Annotated in this window: 17 protein-coding genes; 10 read left to right on the top strand and 7 right to left on the bottom strand. The window is 71.6% G+C overall.

Annotated elements, in window-relative coordinates:
• The first annotated feature begins 364 nt into the window (after positions 1-364).
• The 4 genes from QOZ89_RS16935 to QOZ89_RS16920 all read left to right on the top strand — a co-directional run bounded on the left by QOZ89_RS16935 (position 365) and on the right by QOZ89_RS16920 (position 4,019).
• Positions 365-916, top strand: a complete 552-nt coding sequence (locus tag QOZ89_RS16935; protein ID WP_241842040.1) for an NUDIX domain-containing protein — start codon at positions 365-367, stop codon at positions 914-916.
• Between the two features lie 60 nt (positions 917-976).
• Positions 977-1,567, top strand: coding sequence for an SRPBCC family protein (locus QOZ89_RS16930; protein ID WP_312624185.1), 591 nt, complete (start codon positions 977-979; stop codon positions 1,565-1,567).
• A gap of 296 nt (positions 1,568-1,863) precedes the next feature.
• On the top strand, positions 1,864-2,664 hold the full coding sequence (locus QOZ89_RS16925; RefSeq protein WP_312624184.1) for a serine hydrolase: 801 nt from the start codon (positions 1,864-1,866) through the stop codon (positions 2,662-2,664).
• A 200-nt stretch (positions 2,665-2,864) separates the two neighbouring features.
• Entirely contained in the window at positions 2,865-4,019 is a 1,155-nt protein-coding gene (locus tag QOZ89_RS16920; protein WP_312624183.1) for a serine hydrolase, read from the top strand.
• Between the two features lie 118 nt (positions 4,020-4,137).
• On the opposite strand, the gene sthA is transcribed toward QOZ89_RS16920, so the two are convergent.
• The 3 genes from sthA to QOZ89_RS16905 all read right to left on the bottom strand — a co-directional run bounded on the left by sthA (position 4,138) and on the right by QOZ89_RS16905 (position 8,404).
• A complete protein-coding gene (gene sthA, locus QOZ89_RS16915) occupies positions 4,138-5,547 on the bottom strand; it encodes a Si-specific NAD(P)(+) transhydrogenase (RefSeq protein WP_071051418.1) in 1,410 nt (469 codons plus the stop codon).
• A gap of 260 nt (positions 5,548-5,807) precedes the next feature.
• Positions 5,808-7,199, bottom strand: coding sequence for a class II fumarate hydratase (locus QOZ89_RS16910; RefSeq protein ID WP_312624182.1), 1,392 nt, complete (start codon positions 7,197-7,199; stop codon positions 5,808-5,810).
• A 245-nt stretch (positions 7,200-7,444) separates the two neighbouring features.
• Positions 7,445-8,404, bottom strand: a complete 960-nt coding sequence (locus QOZ89_RS16905; protein ID WP_071051442.1) for a 4-hydroxy-3-methylbut-2-enyl diphosphate reductase — start codon at positions 8,402-8,404, stop codon at positions 7,445-7,447.
• A 302-nt stretch (positions 8,405-8,706) separates the two neighbouring features.
• Here QOZ89_RS16905 and xseA point away from each other — a divergent pair, with 302 nt between their 5' ends.
• Entirely contained in the window at positions 8,707-10,035 is a 1,329-nt protein-coding gene (gene xseA, locus QOZ89_RS16900; protein WP_312624181.1) for an exodeoxyribonuclease VII large subunit, read from the top strand.
• A gap of 99 nt (positions 10,036-10,134) precedes the next feature.
• Positions 10,135-10,395, top strand: coding sequence for an exodeoxyribonuclease VII small subunit (locus QOZ89_RS16895; RefSeq protein WP_083419311.1), 261 nt, complete (start codon positions 10,135-10,137; stop codon positions 10,393-10,395).
• Between the two features lie 45 nt (positions 10,396-10,440).
• Here the strand turns inward: QOZ89_RS16895 and QOZ89_RS16890 are convergent, their stop codons facing one another.
• The gene (locus tag QOZ89_RS16890; protein WP_083419322.1) at positions 10,441-11,025 is read right to left on the bottom strand and encodes a DUF4245 domain-containing protein; all 585 of its coding nucleotides are present in this window, start codon (positions 11,023-11,025) and stop codon (positions 10,441-10,443) included.
• A 293-nt stretch (positions 11,026-11,318) separates the two neighbouring features.
• Between QOZ89_RS16890 and glpX the strand changes: the two genes are divergently transcribed.
• Positions 11,319-12,305 (top strand): class II fructose-bisphosphatase, encoded by a 987-nt coding sequence (glpX, locus tag QOZ89_RS16885; RefSeq protein WP_241842037.1) that lies wholly within the window; start codon positions 11,319-11,321, stop codon positions 12,303-12,305.
• A gap of 49 nt (positions 12,306-12,354) precedes the next feature.
• Here glpX and QOZ89_RS16880 read toward each other — a convergent pair whose 3' ends face one another.
• A complete protein-coding gene (locus QOZ89_RS16880) occupies positions 12,355-12,804 on the bottom strand; it encodes a DUF6542 domain-containing protein (protein ID WP_241842036.1) in 450 nt (149 codons plus the stop codon).
• Between the two features lie 188 nt (positions 12,805-12,992).
• Entirely contained in the window at positions 12,993-14,402 is a 1,410-nt protein-coding gene (locus QOZ89_RS16875) for a DNA recombination protein RmuC (RefSeq protein WP_083419310.1), read from the bottom strand.
• Positions 14,403-14,643: 241 nt separating this feature from the next.
• Here QOZ89_RS16875 and ychF point away from each other — a divergent pair, with 241 nt between their 5' ends.
• Positions 14,644-15,720, top strand: a complete 1,077-nt coding sequence (gene ychF / locus QOZ89_RS16870; protein WP_071051415.1) for a redox-regulated ATPase YchF — start codon at positions 14,644-14,646, stop codon at positions 15,718-15,720.
• Positions 15,721-15,726: 6 nt separating this feature from the next.
• On the opposite strand, the gene QOZ89_RS16865 is transcribed toward ychF, so the two are convergent.
• Positions 15,727-16,881: a heparan-alpha-glucosaminide N-acetyltransferase domain-containing protein gene (locus QOZ89_RS16865; protein ID WP_241842035.1), complete on the bottom strand. Its 1,155-nt coding sequence runs from the start codon at positions 16,879-16,881 to the stop codon at positions 15,727-15,729.
• Positions 16,882-17,195: 314 nt separating this feature from the next.
• Here QOZ89_RS16865 and QOZ89_RS16860 point away from each other — a divergent pair, with 314 nt between their 5' ends.
• Entirely contained in the window at positions 17,196-17,774 is a 579-nt protein-coding gene (locus QOZ89_RS16860; RefSeq protein ID WP_083419309.1) for a (deoxy)nucleoside triphosphate pyrophosphohydrolase, read from the top strand.
• Positions 17,775-18,141: 367 nt separating this feature from the next.
• Complete coding sequence (gene typA, locus QOZ89_RS16855) at positions 18,142-20,139, top strand: translational GTPase TypA (RefSeq protein WP_274536586.1); 1,998 nt, start codon at positions 18,142-18,144, stop codon at positions 20,137-20,139.
• The last annotated feature ends 156 nt before the right edge of the window (positions 20,140-20,295 follow it).

Genomic DNA, 20,295 nt, shown 5'->3' with positions numbered 1-20,295 from the left:
TGGGCTCCGCGACTGGTCGGCGGCAACGGGTTGGTGCGGGCGACGGCCCGCCCGCATCGAGGCGCCGCCGCCGGGCGGCGCCGGTTACGCACTGTGGCGCGCGCTGTCGTCGGTGGGCGGTGAGACGGTGGGCGTGACGACCGGCTGCTCGCGGCCGGCCCCAACGCCACGCTGCCTCCATAGCGGCGTATGTGTAAACCTGAGCAGCTATTTCCTATCGAGGATGCCCAGGCGTTTCCAGGGATATTTATCCCTTAGTGGCGCGATTGAGGGCACGTAGGGTTATCGGACCTATACCTTAAAGTTTGCCCAGGGTGCCCGACCGTGTGCATGGATGGGGCAATGCGGGGGTACGTTGCCTGGCGTGACCGTGTCGAACAACGCTGTGGTCAGCACCGCGCTCGGCTACGTGGAGGCGAACCCCTCGGAGCTGGACACGGTCCGTGACCTCGTCATCCTGTCCCTGCTCGGCCCGCCGATCACCTTGCGTAGCACTCTCCCGGCGCACCTCGCGTGTCGGGCGGTCGTGATGACGTCCGACCAGCACGTTCTGACAGTCCGCGGCGCGAGTCGGCCGGGATGGCAGCTCCCGGGCGGGCACGTCGCCGAAGAGGACTGTTCGCTCCTCGGCTCGGTGCTGCGCCAACTGCGTGAGCTCACCGGCATCGACCCGAACGTGCTGCGCCCGGAGTCGGCGCTGCCCTGCGACCTCGACGCGGTACCCGTCGATCCGGTGCTCGAGCTCGACGAGCTCGAGCACGTCCACTATGACTTCCGCTACCTGCTTCACCTGCCCTCTCGGGATCTCGGGGCCGACGTGGCGGCGGATGTCCGGTGGGTTCCCGTGGACGAGGTTCCTGGAAGACTGGGGACGAAGCTCCGGCGCAGCTCCCGGACACCGGCCGCTCTGCGGTAGTCGCGCAGCTCCTGGCCGGAGCCGCTGGCGCTCGCCCGGCCGAGGCGGGAGGTTCAACGCATGGCGCAGGATGACGGCGGCGGCGTCGTCGGGGCCGTGGCCGCGAGCGGCGGCGAGGGCGGCGGCGGCGAGGGCGGCGGTGGCCGCACCGCGAACGGGTCGCAGTCCTTCGAGCTGGTCGTCGAGTCCTCGGCGCAGACGGGCGCCGTCTTCGCGCTGCTCGCCGACGGCGCGAGCTGGTCGTCCTGGGCCGGTCCGCTCGTCCCGCGCTCCCGCTGGTACCGGACGGGCACGCCCGCGCCGGGTGGCGTCGGAGCGGTCCGGGAGCTGGGCATGCGGCCGGTCCTGTCGCGCGAGGAGATCGTCGAGTACGTGCCGCCCCGCCGCCTCGTCTACACGATCGTGTCCGGCATTCCGGTCCACGGCTACAAGGGGATCGTGGAGCTCGACCCGCTGCCCGGCGGCGGCACCCGCATCAGCTGGCGGGCGACCTTCGTGCCGGCCTACCGCGGCACGGGTCCCCTGCTGAGGCTCTTTGCCCTCACCGCGGTCGGCTCGTTGGCGCGCCACCTCGCCAAGGCTGCGGCCGCCGGCCGCACCCCCGGCGTGTCGGCGGCCACGCCCGCCCCGGGGACGACCCAGAACCGCTGACCGCCGTCAACCGTCCGGCGCCGGAGCATCGGGTGGCAACAGATCGGCCGGAATCTGCTTTCGCCGCGCCAGGCGTGACGGAAATGAGCCGGTCCAGCGCTTCCCGCCGTAATTTCCACATATTGACAAAATATCGCCACGGAGCGTGAGTAATAGTTTCGAGAACTTTTACGGCGAGCAAATATCATTAGTAGGGCGCCGTACGTAGACATGCGGTCATGGCGCTTTTTCATGGTCGTTCCGTTCTTTCGTGCCGCCCGGGTGGCGCAGCGCGGCTCCAGGTGCGTCTAGCTGGTTTGATCAGTGCTGGGATCATCGCCATCGCGCTGGTCGCGGCCGGTCCGGTGGCCAACGCGGCCTCGGCGGCGACGACGTCGTCGTTCACCTCCGCGCTGGCCGCGAAGTGGCGTTCCTACCTCGCGACCAGGCCGGGTTCCGTCAGCGTCGCCCTCTTTGACCGGCGCAGCGGCCGGACCGTCTACGTCACCAAATCACCCCGTACTGGCTGGGAGACGGCGAGCACGGTAAAGCTGGACATTCTGACCGACCTGCTCTCGAAAACTGGGCAGAACGGAAAACTCACGGCCGCGCAGCTGAAGCTGGCGAAGCCGATGATCTCGGTCAGCGACAACGCGGCGGCCAGCTCCCTGTGGAACCAGGCCGGCGGGCGGAGCGGGATGAACGCGTTCTTCCGCAGGCTCGGGATGACCTCGACGGCGGCCGGGGCCGGCGGCAAGTGGGGCCTGACGAAAACCACCGCCCTGGACCAGCTCAAGGTCCTGCGCGCGGTCTCCTACCCGGGCGCGGTCCTGTCCTCGAACGCGCGGGCCACGGCCACCGGCCTGCTGGACACGGTCATCCCGGCGCAGCGCTGGGGCCTGACCGCGGGCGTGCCGACAGGTGTCCGGCTCCAGCTCAAGAACGGCTGGCTGCCCTATGACGGCGGCTGGGTGGTCAACAGCCTCGCCCACGTGCACGGGGCCGGCAAGGACTATGTCATGGCCGTCTACACGCGCAACAGTGCGACCGAGCAGACGGGCATCAACACCATCTCCGGCCTGTCTCGCCTCGCCTGGTCGACAGTGCCGGCGGCCTGACGCGATCTCGGCGGTGCCTCCGCGCGCGGAGGCACCGCCGACCGTCGGAGGCCGCGAAGAGTTGAGGCATTTGTAACTATTCGAAACATCGCGCGTAGCCGGAGATGCATACAAATTCGGTCATGGTTTCCGGCCGGTCGGCTCGCCGTCACCGCGCGCGGGCGCGTTCTCGCTCGCGGCTGGCTGGCCTGACGGCCGCCGTGGGGGTCGCCGCGCTCGCGGCCGTCGGCGTCCCGCCCTTCACCACGGCCGCGACCGCGGCGGCGCTCGACGACGCCGCGCCGCCCACCGCCGCCGTCGTCGAGCGGGCCGCGCCGACGAGGTCGACGGACGCCCCCGACGACTCGGTGCTCGCGGGGATTTTCGGCATCGACTTCGCGGTCGCGACACCGGGCGGCGCCACACCGGGCGGTGCGACATCGGCCGGCGCGACGCCCCCGGCTCCGACCGCCGTGCCGGCCGTACTGACCGCGCCGACGGGGCCGACCGGGCCGACCGGGCCGACATCCGCGTCAGCATCCCCGGCGGCGACCTGGGAGCTGGCGCCGGCCGGGTCGGCGCCGCCGACGACCGCGAGCGGCCCGCCGGCCGCGGCTGAACCGGACCCGTCGTTCGCGCCTGTCCTCGCGGCGGAGTTCCGCTCCTACCTGGCCACGCGCCCCGGGGCCGTCAGCGTCGCCCTGTACGACCGGGCCACCGGACTGACCGTGGACGTCACGAACTCCGCCCGGAACGGCTGGGAGACCGCCAGCACGGTCAAGCTCGACATCCTGACGGCGCTACTCACGAAGACCGGCGAGAGCGGCCAGCTCACGGCCGGGCAGCTGCGGCTAGCCAGGCCGATGATCTCCATCAGCGACAACGGGTCGGCGAGCGCGCTATGGCGTGCGGCCGGCGCGCAGAGTGGGATGAACGCGTTCTTCCGCGGGCTAGGAATGACCGCGACCACGGCCGGCCGGAGCGGGGCCTGGGGGCTGACCAAGACGACCGCCTACGACCAGCTTCGCGTGCTGCGGGCCGTCTCCTATCCGGATTCGGGCTTGTCCCCGAACGCCATGGCGACCGCCACCGGCCTGCTGGACACGGTCATCCCGTCGCAGCGCTGGGGCCTGACCGCCGGCGTGCCGGCCGGCGTGTCGGTAGAGATCAAGAATGGCTGGCTGCCCTACGGCGGCGGCTGGGTGATCAACAGCCTCGCCCACGTGCACGGCGCCGGCAAGGACTACATCATGGCCGCCTACACCCGCGACAGCCGAACCATGGCCATCGGCGTCGAGACCATCTCGGACCTGTCCCGCCTGGCCTGGCAGTACGTTCCCGTCGCCCCGGACCCGAACGCGCCGCCGGCATCCTGACCGCGCCACGCGTCGGGACAAAGGGAGGGACCGGCCGCTCGCGCCTCCGCCCGACAGCGACAACGGCCGCGATGGCGGCCGCGGGCGGCGCGCCGGCTCGGTTTCCGGCGATCGGGCCTCAGCCGCTGAAGCGGGCGACGGCGCGCATCTTGTTCATGGCGTCCAGCGCGGCGACCTTGTAGGACTCGGACAGCGTCGGGTAGTTGAAGACGCTGTCGACGAGATAGTCGATGGTGCCGCCGCAGCCCATCAGAGTCTGGCCGATGTGCACGATCTCGGTGGCACCGGTGCCGAAGACGTGGACGCCGAGCAGCTTGTGGTCGTCCGGGCTGACCAGCAGTTTGAGCATGCCGTAGGAGTCGCCGACGATCTGGCCGCGGGCGAGCTCGCGGTAGCGGGCGATGCCGACCTCGAACGGGATCGAGCTTTCCGTCAGCTCGTCCTCGGTCTTCCCCACGTAGGAGATCTCCGGGATCGTGTAGATACCGATTGGCATCAGGTCGGCACGTAGCGTGTGCACCTCCTCGCCGCAGGCCGAGTAGGCGGCGAGCCTGCCCTGCTCCATCGACGTCGCCGCGAGCGCGGGGAAACCGATGACGTCACCGACGGCGTAGATGTGATCGGCCTCGGTGCGGAAGTCGCTGCCGACCTTGATGCGGCCGCGGCCGTCGGCGGCGAGCCCCGCCGCTTCGAGCCCGAGCGCGTCGGTAAGGCCCTGCCTGCCGGCGGAGTACATCACCGTGTCGGCCGGGATCTTCTTGCCGCTTTCCAGCAGGGTGAGCGTGCCGCCGTTGTGCCGCTCGACGGAGACCACGGCCTCGCGGAACCGGAACGTCACAGCCAGGTCACGCAGGTGGTATTTCAGGGCCTCGACGATCTCAAGGTCGCAGAAGTCGAGCATCCGCTCGCGGCGCTCGACGACGGTGACCTTCGTCCCGAGCGCGGCGAACATCGAGGCGTACTCGATACCGATGACGCCCGCGCCGACGACGACCATCGAGCCGGGAATGCGGTCAAGGTTGAGGATCTGGTCGCTGTCGACGACGGTGCGGCCGTCGAAGGCCACCGAGTCCGGCCGCGCCGGCCGAGTGCCGGTGGCGATGATGATCTTCTCTGCCGAGACCCGGCGCACCTCGAGACCGTCCGGCCCGGTCACGGAAAGCGTGTGCGGGTCGAGGAACTTCGCCATCCCGGTCACGACCGTCACGTGGTTGCGGGAGAGCTGGCTGCGGATGACGTCGATCTCGCGGCTGATCACATGCTGCGTGCGGGCCGACAGGTCGCCGACGGTGATGTCGTCCTTGACCCGGTAACTCTGGCCGTACATCTCGCGCTGCGAAAGGCCGGTGAGGTAGAGGACCGCCTCGCGCAGTGTCTTCGAGGGGATCGTGCCCGTGTTGATGCAGACGCCGCCGATCATGTCGCGCTTGTCGACGATCGCCACGCGCCGGCCGAGCTTCGCGGCGGCGATCGCCGCCTTCTGGCCGCCCGGCCCCGACCCGATGACCAGGACGTCATAGTCGAACATTCGGGCTCCCCCTCAGCGACCCCGCCCCGGGCCCGTGTCAGCCGGCCCCGTGTGCGCGCGTGCCGAGAGTATCCAGACTGAACGGGAAAAACGGCCACACTGCCGGGGTTGTTACCCGCATTTTTCCGCCGCGGTTCCATCGGCGACACCAACGGCGGGCAGCGGCCAAGCCGCGGCGGGGGGGGAACGGCTAAGGCCGTTCCCCGCCCGGCGGACAAGTCCCTCCACCGGTCCTTGAAAGCCAGGACCGCTCGGGAGGGCTACGGGTGGGTCATGGAGAGGACGTCGAGGGCGGCGTCGAGCTGTTCCAGAGTGAGCTTGCCGGCGTCGACGTAGCCGCGCTCCAGCACGACCTCGCGGATCGTCTTCTCCTCGGCGAGCGACAGCTTGGCGACCTTCGCCGCCTCCTCGTAGCCGATGTACTTGTTCAACGGCGTGACGATCGACGGCGACGACTCGGCATACCGGCGGCAACGCTCGACGTTCGCCTCGACGCCGTCGATGCAGCGGTCGGCGAACAGCCGGCTGATCGTCGACAGGATGTGAATTGACTCCAGCAGATTGCGGGCGATCACCGGCAGCATCACGTTCAGCTCGAAGTTGCCGGCCGAGCCGCCGAACGCCACAGCCGCGTCGTTGCCGACGACCTGGGCGACCACCTGGCAGACCGCCTCGGGAATGACCGGGTTGACCTTGCCGGGCATGATCGACGAGCCGGGCTGCAGGTCGGGCAGGTGGATCTCGCCGAGGCCCGCGCGCGGGCCGGAGGACGCCCAGCGCAGGTCGTTGGAGATCTTGTAGAGCGACAACGCGATGACCCGCAGCACACCGGACGCCTCGACCAGGCCGTCCCGGGAGGCCTGCGCCTCGAAGTGGTTGCGCGCCTCGGTCAGCGGCAGTCCGGTGCTCGCCGCGAGCTCGGAGATGACGGTCGCGGAGAAACCGGGCGGGGTGTTGATCCCGGTGCCCACGGCGGTGCCGCCCAGCGGCAGCTCGCCAATCCTCGGCAGCGCCGCGTTCAGCCGCTCGATGCCGAGGCGCACCGCCGCGGCGTAGCCGCCGAACTCCTGGCCCAGGGTGACCGGGGTCGCGTCCATCAGATGCGTACGCCCGGACTTGACCACATCGGCGAACTGCTCGCTCTTACGCGACAGCGACGCCGCCAGGTGCTCCAGTGCCGGGATCAGCTCGGCGACGATTCCCTGGGTCGCGGCGACGTGGATCGACGACGGGAACACGTCGTTCGACGACTGCGAGCAGTTCACATGGTCGTTCGGGTGCACCGGCCGACCGAGCCGCTCGGTGGCGAGCGTCGCGATGACCTCGTTGGTGTTCATGTTCGACGAGGTGCCGCTACCGGTCTGGAACACGTCCAGGGGGAAGTGGTCGTCCCAGTCGCCACGGGCGACCTCGGTGGCCGCCGAGACGATCGCCTCGGCGATCTCGCCGTCCAGCACTCCGAGCTTGGCGTTGACCGTCGCGGCCGCCGCCTTGATCCGAGCGAGGGCCGCGATGTGCGCCCGCGAGATGCGCTGCCCGGACACTGGGAAGTTCTCGACCGCGCGCTGGGTCTGTGCGCGCCATTTCGCGTCGGCCGGGACCCGAACGTCCCCCATGCTGTCGTGCTCGATCCGGTACTCCTGCTCGGTCATGCCGCTCGGTGCTCCTCGTCCTCAGCCGGTCGCCGCCGTTCGACCGCCACGATGCGCGGGTAGGCGACGCGGGTACTTCCCGCAGGCTAACGAGTCTGGCCCGGGCAGGGTCAGGAGATGTGGCCGCGATCGTCGCCAGCGCCAGACACCCGGCACCAAAAACACACAGGGCCGCCAGGCCATCGCGCGGCGGCGACAGACCAGCGGCCCTGTGTACGAGTCGTTGCGGGCGGACGTCGCGCTGCTCAGCCGGCGGCGCGCTCCTTGGAGCGGATGTCGCGGCGCAGCTCCGGCGGCAGGGCGAACAGGAGGTGCTCCTCCATCGCGGTGACCTCGTCCACGTCGTTGAAGCCCCGCTCGGCGAGCCAGGTCATCAGCTCGGTGACGAGCTCCTCCGGCACTGAGGCGCCGCTGGTGACGCCGACGGTCTCCACACCGTCGAGCCACTGCTCCTGTACCTGCTCGCTGTTGTCGACGAGGTACGCGGCCGGCGCGCCGGCGTCGAGCGCGACCTCGACCAGGCGGACCGAGTTCGACGAGTTCGGCGAGCCGACGACCAGGATCAGGTCGACCGCCTGAGAGATCTCCTTGACCGCCACCTGGCGGTTCTGGGTCGCGTAGCAGATGTCCGAGTTCGGTGGCCCCGTCAGGTGCGGGAACCGCTCGCGCAGCGCCTCCACCGTCTCCATGGTCTCGTCGACCGAGAGCGTCGTCTGGGAGAGGTAGGCGACCCGCTTGGGGTCACGCACCGCCACCCCAGCGGCGTCCTCCGGGCCGTCGACCAGGTGGATCCGGTCCGGCGCCTGCCCTGTGGTGCCGACGACCTCCTCGTGGCCCTCGTGGCCGATGAGCAGGATGTCGTAGTCCTCACGGGCAAACCGGCGCGCCTCGTGATGCACCTTGGTCACCAGCGGACATGTGGCGTCGATGGTGCGCAGCTTCCGCTCCGTCGCCTCCTCGTGCACGGTGGGTGCTACCCCGTGCGCGGAGAACACGACGGTAGCGCCGTGCGGCACCTCTTCCGTCTCCTCAACGAAGATCGCACCCTTCGCCTCCAACGTCTTGACAACGTGAGCGTTGTGCACGATCTGCTTACGCACGTATACCGGAACGCCGTACAGCTCCAGTGCCTTCTCCACGGTCTGAACCGCTCGATCGACACCGGCGCAGTAGCCGCGCGGCTTGGCCAGCAGGACCCGCCCCATGTCCCGGCAGTCTACGCGGCGCGGGCCCGGCGGGAAGACCGGCCGTAGGTGCGTCACGCGTTGCCGGCATCCGTCCTACTCAGTGCTTCCGCCTGTCGTGCCTGGTCAGCGGCCTGGGCGGACAAGAGTTCCGGACGGGGGTGTCGGCCGGTCGACGGCGCGTCGTGCCACGGCGGGCCGGCAGTGTGATGAGCAAGGCATACCTGGGAACATGCCGTCACCAGGTCGAAAACCGTGCCGAGGCCACGCGCCCGGGGGCCCAGGGCCGGGACCTGCCCGTCGGTATGTCCTACCGTGCGGGCGTGGCGTTGACATCGAGTCCCGAACAGCCGCTGCCGGTGCGGACGGTGTCCCGCGCGCTCGGCGACTGGATCAGCCGGCTCGGGCGCGTCTGGGTCGAGGGGCAGGTGACCCAGATCTCCCGCCGGCCCGGGATGAACACGGTGTTCCTGACCCTGCGCGACCCGGTCGCGGACGTCTCGCTGCAGGTCACCTGCGCGCGAGCGGTGTGCGACGCCGTGGGGCCGGCGCTGGTCGACGGCGCGCGGGTGGTGGTGTGGGGCAGGCCGTCGTTCTACGCCGGGCGGGGCACCCTGTCGCTGGACGTCTTCGAGATCAGGCCGGTCGGCGTGGGCGCGCTGCTCGCCCGGCTGGAGGCGCTGCGCCAGCTGCTCGCCTCCGAGGGGCTGTTCGCCGCGTCCCGCAAGCGCCGGCTCCCGTTCCTGCCGACGGCGGTCGGGCTGATCACCGGCCGGGCGAGCGCCGCCGAGCGCGACGTCGTGGAGAACGCCCGGCGCCGCTGGCCCGCGGTGCGGATCGTCACCCGCGAGGTCGCCGTGCAGGGGGCGCTCGCCGCCGGTCAGGTCATCGACGCCCTGCGCGAGCTCGACGCCGACCGGGAGGTGGAGGTCATCGTGATCGCCCGGGGCGGTGGCTCGCTGGAGGACCTGCTGCCGTTCTCCGACGAGGCGCTGCTGCGCGCGGTCGCCGCGGCGCGCACTCCCGTGGTGTCCGCGATCGGGCACGAGCAGGACAGCCCGCTGCTCGACTACGTCGCCGACGTGCGCGCCTCCACCCCGACGGATGCCGCCAAGCGGGTGGTGCCCGACGTCGCGGAGCAGGCGGCGATCGTCGCGCAGCTGCGCGCCCGCGCCCGCAGGGTGGTCGACCAGCGAGTCGAGCGGGAACGCCGCGCGCTCGCCGACCTGCGCGGCCGGCCGGTGCTCGCCGCGCCGCACCGGGAGCTGGACCGGCGGGCGGAGGCCGTGGACGCGCTCGCCCGGCGGGCGCGCCGCTGCGTGACGCACGCCGTCGACGTCGCGGGCCGCGATCTCACCCACGCCACCGCCCGCCTGCGTGCCCTCTCCCCGGCGGCGACCCTCGATCGCGGCTACGCGCTCGTGCAGGACGCGGCGGGCGGCGCCATCGTCCGGGACCCGGCGGCGCTCACCGCGGACCAGGCACTGCGGATCCGGGTCGCGGGGGGCTCGTTCGGAGCGGTCGTCACCGGCCTCGCCGCCGGCGGCGTGGCGGCCCCGGCCGCCACGCCGCGGGGGGCGGCGGGGCCCCGCCCCCCGCCCCCGCCGCCCCCTCCACGAGGCCTGGACCCGGCGCCGGACCCCGTTCCCTGACCCGGCCAGCCAGCCGGGTCAGCCGGCAGCCGACCACCCGGCGCGTGGCGGCCGGCACCCGCCGATTCACATCCAGGAACGCAGACTGAGGAGCCCCGCTTGACCGAGCCGAACACAGAGCAGGCCGCCGTGCGGCCTGGCGGGCCCGCCGGCGGCGGGCCCACGTTCGAGGACTCCCGCGCGGAGCTGGAGGACGTCGTACGCAGGCTGGAGGCGGGCGGGGTCACCCTCGAGGAGTCGCTGGCCCTCTGGGAACGTGGCGAGGAACTGGCCAGAACCTGCCAGGCCCTCCTCGAGGGCGCCCGGGCCCGCATCGCCGCCGCCGAGCCCGCGCCCGGCCCGGGCCGCTCGCCACTCTGACGGCGGGTGGCCTTCCGCGGGCCGGCGGGCGCGGTCCCGGGGCGGTCAGGAGGAGGCCGTCGAGACCAGGCGCACCGAGGCGGCGAGCGCATCGAGGTCCGCGGGGCTCGCGCCGCCGGAGCCGTCACCGTCGTCGACGATCACGATGGAGCCGCCGGCCGTGCGCGTGAGTGCCAGATGGCCGTCGTCGTCGCGGCGTTCGTCCCAGGTCTCGCCCGCGATCGCGCGATGCCCGGTTACCGGGCGGTTGCCGAGCAGGCGCTGCACGGCGTCCGGCGCGTTGCTCACCTCGTAACGAGCGAACGTCCGGTGGCCCTTGCGGTCGACCACGTAGCCGATGGTCAGCACCGCGAGGTCGGTGTCGGCGCCCTGAACCGCGCCGGGGGCCTGGACCCGCAGGGACGTGGGCTTCCACAGGTCCTGGGCCAGGCCGGACGGCGCGAGCACCTGGTAAGGGGCCTGCCGGGCGAACGAGGTGACCGACACGGCGGCGTTGTCGACGACCTTGACCGCCTGCTCGTCGTCGCCGCGTGGGAGAACGAAGAAGACGAAGGCGAAGACGCCCGCCATGACGACGGCGAGCGAGAGCGTCATGTCCCGAATGGTCTCCTGACCACGCTTACGTGCCACGCCCCCATGATGCTGGTCGGCCTGGCGGTCAACGACCGGGGGAGCGTGGCGCCCGACACTCACCGGCCGGCGCAACCTTCCGGGCAAGCAAGGCGTCGGACGTGACGCGTGGGCGGCCGCCGTGCGGAGGGGGCATGACGGCCGCCCGCGCCCGTTTTCGCGCGCCGCGCCCGCCCGCCGCCGCGCCTCGTGGCGGGACCGGACGGCGGTCACAACCGCGGGCGGCGACGGAGCCCGCGAACTAGTCTTCTGCTGTGGCACATGACAGCAGCGCAGTCCCCGAACCGCTTGCCGTGCAAGGCCAGGCACCCGACCGCAACCTGGCGCTAGAACTGGTCCGGGTGACCGAGGCCGCCGCGCTCGCCGCCGCCCGCTGGGTGGGCCGCGGCGACAAGAACGGGGCCGACGGCGCCGCCGTCGACGCGATGCGCCGGCTGGTCGGCACCGTCTCCATGCGTGGCGTGGTCGTCATCGGGGAGGGCGAGAAGGACGAGGCCCCGATGCTGTTCAACGGCGAGGAGGTCGGCTCGGGCGAGGGCCCCGAGTGCGACGTCGCCGTCGACCCGGTGGACGGCACGACGCTGACGGCCAAGGGCATGAACAACGCCGTCTCGGTGATGGCCGTCAGCGAGCGCGGCACGATGTACGACGCGAGCGTCTGCTTCTACATGGACAAGCTCGTGACAGGCCCGGAGGCCGCCGCGGTCGTCGACATCGACGCCTCCGTGGAGGACAACGTCCGTGCGGTGGCAAAGGCCAAGGGCATCCTCCCGCGCGACGTCACCGTCGTCGTGCTCGACCGGCCGCGGCACGCCACGCTGGTGGACGAGATCCGGGCGACGGGCGCGCGCGTCAAGCTGATCTCGGACGGCGACGTCGCCGGCGCCGTGATGGCCGCCTCCGCGGACACCGGTGTCGATCTGTTGCTCGGGGTCGGGGGCACCCCGGAGGGGATCATCACTGCCTGCGCGGTGACCTGCCTCGGCGGCGTGATCCAGGGCCGTCTCTGGCCTCGCGACGACGACGAGCGACGCAAGGTCGAGGACGCGGGCCACGACACCACCCGGGTGCTGACCACGGGCGACCTGGTGAACAGCGACAACGTCTTCTTCGTCGCCACCGGCATCACCGACGGCGAGCTGCTCGCCGGGGTGCGCTACCGGCCGGGCGGCGCGAGCACGTCGTCGCTGGTCATGCGTTCGCGCAGCGGCACCATCCGCCGCGTGGACAGCCAGCACCAGCTCACCAAGCTTCAGGCCTATTCAACGGTCCCGTTCTAACCCGCGCGGATCGCTCGCGGGTCGGCCACCTGGCTGGCTCAGATCTGCGCTACGGCCGGCCGTCGCGGCGGGTTCGGCTGGCCGCCATCGCGCGGGCGCGCTCGCGGCGTGCCACCGCCGCCCGGCGGGCGCGGACCAGCGCGATGATGATCACCAACAGCTCGGCGGTCAGGAGGCTCGGCGCTCGCAGGATCAGTTCGGAACCGATGTCGATGGCCTTCGTCTTGAGCCCGCCGTCGCTGCCGGTCGCCGGATGCAGGAAACCGACCCCGGCGGTGATCGCCGCATAGACCAGCGGCGGCATGATGGCGACTCCCACCAGGTCGTCCACATGCGTGCGCAACGTGCTCGCGGCGCAGGCCGAGACGAACAGCACGCCGAAGATCCAGCCGAGATGCCCGAAGACGGCCACGTCGGCGGCCGCGCCGACCGCGCCGATGATCAGTACGACCAGTGACGCGCCGAAGGCGGTGAGCCCCCGACGGTTGTCGCTGATCACCGTCGTCGGCTGCAGGGTCGGGCGACGCCGTCCGATGGGGGGACGGTCGGCCGGTCCGCGTGGCCGGTCGGGGCGACCGCGGGGGCCGGCGGGTTGCCGGTCGGGCAGACTCACGTGGGCAAGGTACCGCCCCAGGTTTAAGAATGCGTCAGCACGATAGTTCGCGGCTGTACCAGCCACCGGCCTTTTCAACTCTCCGTGGGGGCTCCGGTACTCGGCGAAGCCGCCTGGGCGGCTGCCGCGCCGGCGGTGTCCGCCGGCGTCGCGAAGGGCGCCGACGACACCAGCTCCAGCCCCTCGAGGTCCAGCTCTTCTAGCGGTTCTGGCCCACCGGGCTCGGCCACGAGCTCGGCGGCCGTCAGCGGGCGGACGCCCACCTCCACGGGCTTGGGGCTGGCCAGCTCCTCCTCGACGACCTCCAGCCCGGCCAGTCGGCGAGCCGACACCAGCACCCGGCCCTCCAGCGACCCGACGGCCGCGTTGTAGTCCTTCACTGCCCGCCCCAGCGACGCGCCGAGCCTGTCGACGTGCTCACCCAGAGTGCCGAGCCGGGCGTACAGCTCGCGGCCGAGTTCGTAGACCTCCTTGGCCCGCGTGGTCAGCGCGTCCTGCGTCCAGGCGTAGGCGACGGTGCGCAGCAGCGCGATGAGCGTCGTCGGCGTGGCGAGCACCACGCCCTTGCCGGCGGCGTACTCCAGCAGGCCAGGGTCGTGGTCGAGCGCGGGTGCCAGGAAGGCCTCGGCCGGGACGAACAGCACGACGAACTCCGGCGAGTCCATCCGGCGCCAGTAGGCCTTTGACGCCAGTTGGTCCACGTGCGTGCGCAGGTGCCTGGCGTGCGCGGCCAGCCGCTCGGCCCGCACCGCGTCCTCGGCCGCCTCGGCCGCCTCGAGGAACGCGGCCATGGGGACCTTGGAGTCGACCACGATGCTGCGCCCGCCGACCAGGTGAACGACCATGTCCGGCCGCTGGGTCGTCTCTCCCTCGTCACCGGTGACGGTGTGCTGCTCCGTGAAGTCGCAGCGGGCCAGCATGCCGGCGACCTCGGCGACGCGGCGCAGCTGCAGCTCACCCCAGGCGCCGCGTGCCTGCGGCTTGCGCAGCGCGGTCACCAGCTGCGCGGTCTGGGTGCGCAGCGCGTCGGAGGCCTCGCGGGTGGCCCGCACCTGCTCGACGAGCGTGGCGTAGGCGTCGGTGCGGGCGGTCTCCAGCTCGCGCAGCCGTTCCTCCATCCGCGCGAGCGTCTCGCGCAGCGGCGTCACCAGGTTCTCGACGGCGACGTGCCGCATGTCGAGGTCGCCACGTGCGCGGGTGCCGGCCTCGTCGAAGCGGGCGGCGGCCAGGTCCAGGAACTGTCGGCTGGCTCCCTCCAGCGCCCGCGAGGACAGCGCTTGGAACGTCTCGGCCAGGCGCCGCTGGCTCTGCTCGACGAGCGCGACCCGCTCGCCGGCCGACTTGCGCTCGTACTCCAGCGCGGTCCGCAGACCGGCGACGTCGGCGTTCGCTCGCTGCGCCCCGGCCTGCCTGCCCACGAGGTAGCCGCCCCCCGCGCCGAACACCAGGCAGACGAGCGCGAACAGCACCCCCGACGCGTCCATGCGCACAGCCAACCATCCAGGTCCGACAACCCCCAGGCAGGGCGTGACGTTGTTCTGGCGAGCCAGTCGTGCAGCCCGGCCACCGACAGTGACCGTGCATTGGCGCTGTGCCAACGCGACCACCTCGCCGACCTGGGCCCAGCCCGACCATCGCCATGGGCCTGTGCTCAGGACCACGTGAAGAGGGCGCGCAGCGCCCGACAGGATCGGGCGCGGAGCGTCCGATCCGTAAACTCAAGGCATGGGTCTGTCGATCGGCATCGTCGGGCTGCCCAACGTCGGGAAGTCGACGCTGTTCAACGCGTTGACCCGCAACGACGTGCTGGCCGCCAACTACCCCTTCGCGACGATCGAGCCGAACGTCGGGGTCGTCGGGGTGCCCGACCCCCGGCTCGCGCAGCTCGCCAAGCTGTACAGCAGCCAGCGGATCGTGCCGGCCACCGTCAGCTTTGTCGACATCGCCGGCCTGGTGCGCGGTGCCTCCGAAGGACAGGGCCTCGGCAACAAGTTCCTCGCCAACATCCGTGAGTCGGACGCCGTCTGCCAGGTGGTGCGGGTGTTCTCCGATCCGGACGTGGTGCACGTCGAAGGCCGGGTCGACCCGGCGGACGACATCGCCACCGTCAATACCGAGCTGATCCTCGCCGACCTGCAGACCATCGACAACCGGCTGCCCCGGCTCGCGAAGGAAGCCAAGCTCGACAAGACCAAGCAGGCGATGCTGGCCGCCGTGGAGGCGGCGAGGGCGGTCCTCGACGAGGGACGGCCCCTGTCGGCCGCGCCGTCGATCGACCTTGCCCTGCTGCGCGAGCTTTTCCTCCTCACCGCGAAGCCGTTCCTCTACGTCTTCAACGTCGACGAGGACGCCCTCGCTGACGAAGCCAGGCACAAGGAGCTCGCGAGCCTCGTCGCGCCCGCCGATGCCGTCGTGTTGTGCGCCAAGGTCGAGGCGGAGCTGCTGGAGCTGCCCGAGGACGACGCCGCCGAGCTGTTGGCATCGCTGGGGCAGAGCGAGAGCGGCCTGACGGCGCTGGCCAGGATCGGCTTCCACACCCTCGGCCTGCAGACCTACCTGACCGCCGGCCCCAAGGAGGCCCGCGCCTGGACGATCAGGAAGGGCGACACGGCTCCCGAGGCCGCGGGTGTCATCCACAGCGACTTCCAACGTGGCTTCATCAAGGCCGAGATCGTCTCCTTCGGCGACCTGATGGCCAGGGGCTCGATGGCCGCGGCCCGAGCGGCCGGCAAGGTCCGCATGGAGGGCAAGGACTACGTCATGGCCGATGGTGACGTCGTCGACTTCCGTTTCAACGTTTAGGGCGGCTCAGGCGGACGACGCGCGCGGTGGGGCCGGCGAGCCGGGTGAGTGCTGCGCGGACGCCCGGCGGGCTAGTGCCGAGATGACCGCCTCCAGCGGGCCCCGGCGGCCGGTCAGGCGCCAGAGCGACGCGAGGACCAGCATGGGGATCACCTGCTGGAGGTAGAGCCAGGCATAGCTGTCACCCCGCGGCAGCTCGGTGGAGAGCACCCACGCGTGCAGGGTGTACCAGGTCAGCGTCATCGAGCCCACCGCGGCCAGCGGCCAGATCACGACCGCCGCGGCGGCACCGAGCCGAGCGACGAGCAGGGCGGCGCCGAGCAGCGCCACGGCCGTGCCGGTGGTGTGCAGCAGATCGAGCGGCGCGGATGTGTGCGGGGTGTCGACGGCGAGCCACCACCAGGACTGCGTGGGCGTGCTGCCATACAGCCCGCCCTCGAGCAGGGACGGGACCTCGCTGGGCGCGATCGGGCCGACGCCCGGAAGCACCGAGCTCGTGGCCAGCAGTGCGTCGCGCCCGCCGAGCGGGCCGAGCAGCAGCCACGACAGCGCCGAGGCCGCCACCGCCACCGCCGCGCCCGTGCCGAGCAGCAGGCCGGCGACCCGCGTCCGGCGCAGGTCGAGCCGGCCGACGAACATGCCGGCGCAGAGGTATCCGATCCAGGCCAGCGCGGGGTAGTAGCCGCTCAGCAGGATCGTCAGAGCGAGCCGCCACGGCGAGACGACCAGATCGTCGAAGGACGGGTTGCTCATCAGCGGCTCGGGCAGATGCGGGCGGACCAGCTGGCTCAGTACCGGCTCGACGAGGAGCGCGCTCGCCGCGACCACGGCGAGCACCCATCGGGGAGCCCGCAGCAGTGGCAGCGCCAGCACGAAGAACACCGCGTAGTACGGCAGGATCACGGCGACCGGCGTGCTCGTCAGGCCGAGCGCCAGGCCGATGGCGCCGATGCACACCGCTCGGGCGAAGGTCGAGGTACGCGGGTGGGCGGCCCGGGCGGTCACCAGCGTGAGCGCCACGCCGGCGAGCACGGCGAACGCCGCGGCCGCCCTCCCGGCCGCGACCAGGTGCGCCGTGGTAAGCCGGCCCTGCGCGTCGAGCGGCGGTATGACGTGCGTCGCGACCATTCCCAGCAGCGCCGCGCCGCGGGCCGCGTCCACCCCGACGATCCGTCCTCGCGTCGGGCCCGGGGCCCCGTTCCCGGGCGCGTCTGGCGCCGGCCGTTCCACCACGGCACGACCTGGCCGTCGCGACAAGTCCGACATGCGAACACCTTCTCAGCCTGCCGTCCGCGATGACCACCGGACCGCTCCGATGAGATCGCGCGCGTGCCGACATCGGGGCCGCTGCCCCTGAACGACCGAGAACCGTCCGGTGCTGCCTGACCGCGACCGTCGCCGTGGTTGGGCCATTGGTCCGGTTGGGCGAGGGTCGCTACCCGTGGTGCCCCGGCGATCTGGGAAAGTCACCAGGTATGGAACCCGAGCTGGATGCCGGCTCCGCGCCGGGCACCGCGCCGAGTGGTGGGCTCCAGACGCGCCACGCCGGGGTCGGGCGGCCGCCGCGAGCCGACGCGCCGGTTCCGACAGCCCCAGTGACCAGCGCGGCCGCTGGTCCCGGGGACGTCCGTGCGGGCCGCGGGCGACTGGTGGTGGCGGTCGCGCTGCTGGACGGCCAGCGCCGGGTGCTGGCCGCGCGGCGGACGTCGCCGCCGGCCTACGCCGGGATGTGGGAGTTCCCCGGCGGCAAGGTCGAGCCGGGTGAGGACGAGCTGGAGGCGTTGGAACGCGAGTGCCGCGAGGAGCTCGACGTCCAGATCGAGGCTGGCCCGGTGCTCGGCCAGGTCGAGCTCGCGAGCCCCGGCTGGCGGCTGCGCGTGTGGTTCGGCCGGATCTGTTCCGGTACGCCGCGCGCGGTCGAGGGCGGCGAACTGCGCTGGCTGTCCGTCGCGGAGCTGGGGGACGTCAGCTGGCTGCCCGCCGATCTGCCGCTCGTCGATGCCCTGCGTCGGCGCCTTCTCGAACCGGAGCCGTTGGTCTTCCCCGCGGTCTGACCCGCTGTCCGACCTGCTGGGTGACCGGTCCGCGGGCACTAGCGGGTTCGCGCGGCGTCGCCATCGTCGCGCGCTCTGGCCCGCGCCGACCGGCCAGTCAGGCCGCGGTGACCGGCGTCGGCCGACCCGGCACGGTTCCTCTGTCCGCCTGTCGTCCCGCGCGCTCGTCCCCTTTCGGTTCCTCTCCGCGCGGGGCCGTGCGTCGTACTGTTGTTGAAATCTCGTCGGCGGGTGGGTGTCCAGGCTCTCGCGCGGCGTAATGCCCCCGCGCGAGTCCGTACGATGGAACGGACGCCTGCGGCCGGACTAGTTGGATCCGCCCGGGCTGTCGGCACGCCTGGCGGGCGCCGGACCGACGGACCATGACATGAGGGACCGTGGTTGCGCGCCACCGTCATCGGATCCGGGCGTTCCTCGTAACGATCATCTCGGGGTCGAGCACCCCCTGTCCGCCCCGGAGCCCACCACCGTGCTGACCAGCACCGAGCCCACCAGCGCCGAGTCCACCGGCGTCGTCCGCGGCCGCGCCGACCTTCGCAACATCGCGATCATCGCCCACGTCGACCATGGCAAGACCACCCTGGTCGACGCGATGCTGCGCCAGTCCGGCGCCTTCAGCGCGCATGCGAGCGAGGACCTCACCGACCGGGTCATGGACTCGATGGACCTGGAGCGCGAGAAGGGCATCACGATCCTCGCGAAGAACACCGCGGTCCGTTACGGCGACACCACGATCAACATCATCGACACCCCTGGCCACGCCGACTTCGGGGGCGAGGTCGAGCGGGGCCTGGCGATGGTGGACGGCGTGCTGCTGCTCGTGGACGCGAGCGAGGGCCCGCTGCCGCAGACCCGGTTCGTGCTGCGCAAGGCGCTCGCCGCCCGGCTGCCTGTGATCCTCGTCATCAACAAGGTCGACCGTTCCGACGCCCGGATCGCCGAGGTAGTCGACGAGACCTACGAACTGTTCCTCGACCTCGACGCCGACGAGGAGCAGATCGAGTTCCCGATCATCTACTGCAACGCCAAGGCCGGCCGGGCATCGACCACCCGTCCCGCCGACGGTGACAGCCCGGACTCCCCGGACCTCAAGCCGCTGTTCGACCTGCTACTGGAGACCATCCCGACGCCCACCTACATCGAGGGCGCGCCGTTGCAGGCGCTGGTCACGAACCTGGACGCCTCGCCCTACCTGGGCCGGCTCGCGCTGTGCCGGGTGCACAACGGGACGATCCACCGCGGCCAGCAGGTGATGCTCTGCCGCGCCGATGGGACCCAGGAGCGGGTCAAGGTCAGCGAGATGCTGATGACCCAGGCCCTTGAGCGCTCCCCGGCCGAGAAGGCGGGCCCGGGCGACATCATCGCCATCGCCGGCATCCCGGACATCACCATCGGTGAGACGCTGGCCGACCCCGAGGACCCGCGCCCGCTGCCGGTGATCACCGTCGACGAGCCGTCGATCAGCATGACCGTCGGCGTGAACACCTCGCCGCTTGCGGGCAAGTCCGGCAAGAAGCTCACCGCCCGCCTGGTCAAGGCGCGCCTCGACGCGGAGCTCGTGGGCAACGTGTCGATCAGGGTGCTGACGACGGAGCGCCCGGACACCTGGGAGGTGCAGGGCCGTGGCGAGCTGCAGCTCGCCGTCCTGGTCGAGCTGATGCGCCGGGAGGACTTCGAGCTCACCGTCGGCAAGCCGCAGGTCGTCATCCGGGAGGTCGACGGCAAGGTGCACGAGCCGGTCGAGCGGCTCACGATCGACGCGCCCGAGGAGTTCCTCGGCACCCTCACCCAGCTGCTCGCCGTGCGCAAGGGCCGCCTCGAGCAGATGATCAATCACGGCACCGGCTGGATCCGGTTGGAGTACCTGGTGCCCGCCCGGGGCCTGATCGGCTTCCGCACCGAGTTCCTCACCGAGACCCGGGGTACCGGCCTGCTGCACCACGTCTTCGAGGGCTACGAGCCCTGGTTCGGCGAGCTGCGCACCCGGGCGACCGGCTCGATGGTCGCCGACCGCTCCGGCCCGACGACCGCCTACGCCCTGTTCAACCTGCAGGAGCGCGGCACGATGTTCGTTCCCCCGATGACCGACGTCTACGAGGGCATGATCGTCGGTGAGAACTCCCGGGCGGACGACATGGACGTCAACCCGACCAAGGAGAAGAAGCTCACCAACATGCGCTCGTCGACCGGCGACGAGCTGGTCCGGCTGACCCCGAACCGACAGCTCACCCTGGAGCAGGCGCTGGAGTTCTGCCGCGAGGACGAGTGCGTCGAGGTCACCCCGGCGACTGTCAGGATCCGCAAGGTCGCCCTCGCAGCCGCCGACCGCGAGAAGCTCCGCTCCCGCCGCCGGGCGGCCGTCTAAGGCGCCGCTGGCGGGAAGGTCGCGAAGCGACCTTCCCGCGTGGGATGTCCCTAGGGCGTAGCGTCCGGCCGGTACGGTCGGGGTCGGACATCGACGCCGTCCGGCGCGCGAGGACGCCGCCGGACTCCATACCAAGGAGACGGGTGGTCCGTGAGC

Origin of the sequence: Pseudofrankia coriaricola, from assembly GCF_032027725.1 — a bacterium.
Taxonomy (GTDB): domain Bacteria; phylum Actinomycetota; class Actinomycetes; order Frankiales; family Frankiaceae; genus Pseudofrankia.
This window is presented reverse-complemented; position numbering and strand designations above follow the sequence as displayed.

Bases quoted from the DNA above. Each gene is read 5' to 3' on its own strand.
- QOZ89_RS16930 (WP_312624185.1), top strand. From the start codon at position 977: ATGGCGCAGGATGACGGCGGCGGCGTCGTCGGGGCCGTGGCCGCGAGC.
- sthA (WP_071051418.1), bottom strand. From the start codon at position 5,547: ATGTTCGACTATGACGTCCTGGTCATCGGGTCGGGGCCGGGCGGCCAG.
- QOZ89_RS16910 (WP_312624182.1), bottom strand. From the start codon at position 7,199: ATGACCGAGCAGGAGTACCGGATCGAGCACGACAGCATGGGGGACGTT.
- QOZ89_RS16905 (WP_071051442.1), bottom strand. From the start codon at position 8,404: ATGGGGCGGGTCCTGCTGGCCAAGCCGCGCGGCTACTGCGCCGGTGTC.
- QOZ89_RS16875 (WP_083419310.1), bottom strand. From the start codon at position 14,402: ATGGACGCGTCGGGGGTGCTGTTCGCGCTCGTCTGCCTGGTGTTCGGC.
- ychF (WP_071051415.1), top strand. From the start codon at position 14,644: ATGGGTCTGTCGATCGGCATCGTCGGGCTGCCCAACGTCGGGAAGTCG.
- QOZ89_RS16860 (WP_083419309.1), top strand. From the start codon at position 17,196: ATGGAACCCGAGCTGGATGCCGGCTCCGCGCCGGGCACCGCGCCGAGT.
- typA (WP_274536586.1), top strand. From the start codon at position 18,142: ATGAGGGACCGTGGTTGCGCGCCACCGTCATCGGATCCGGGCGTTCCT.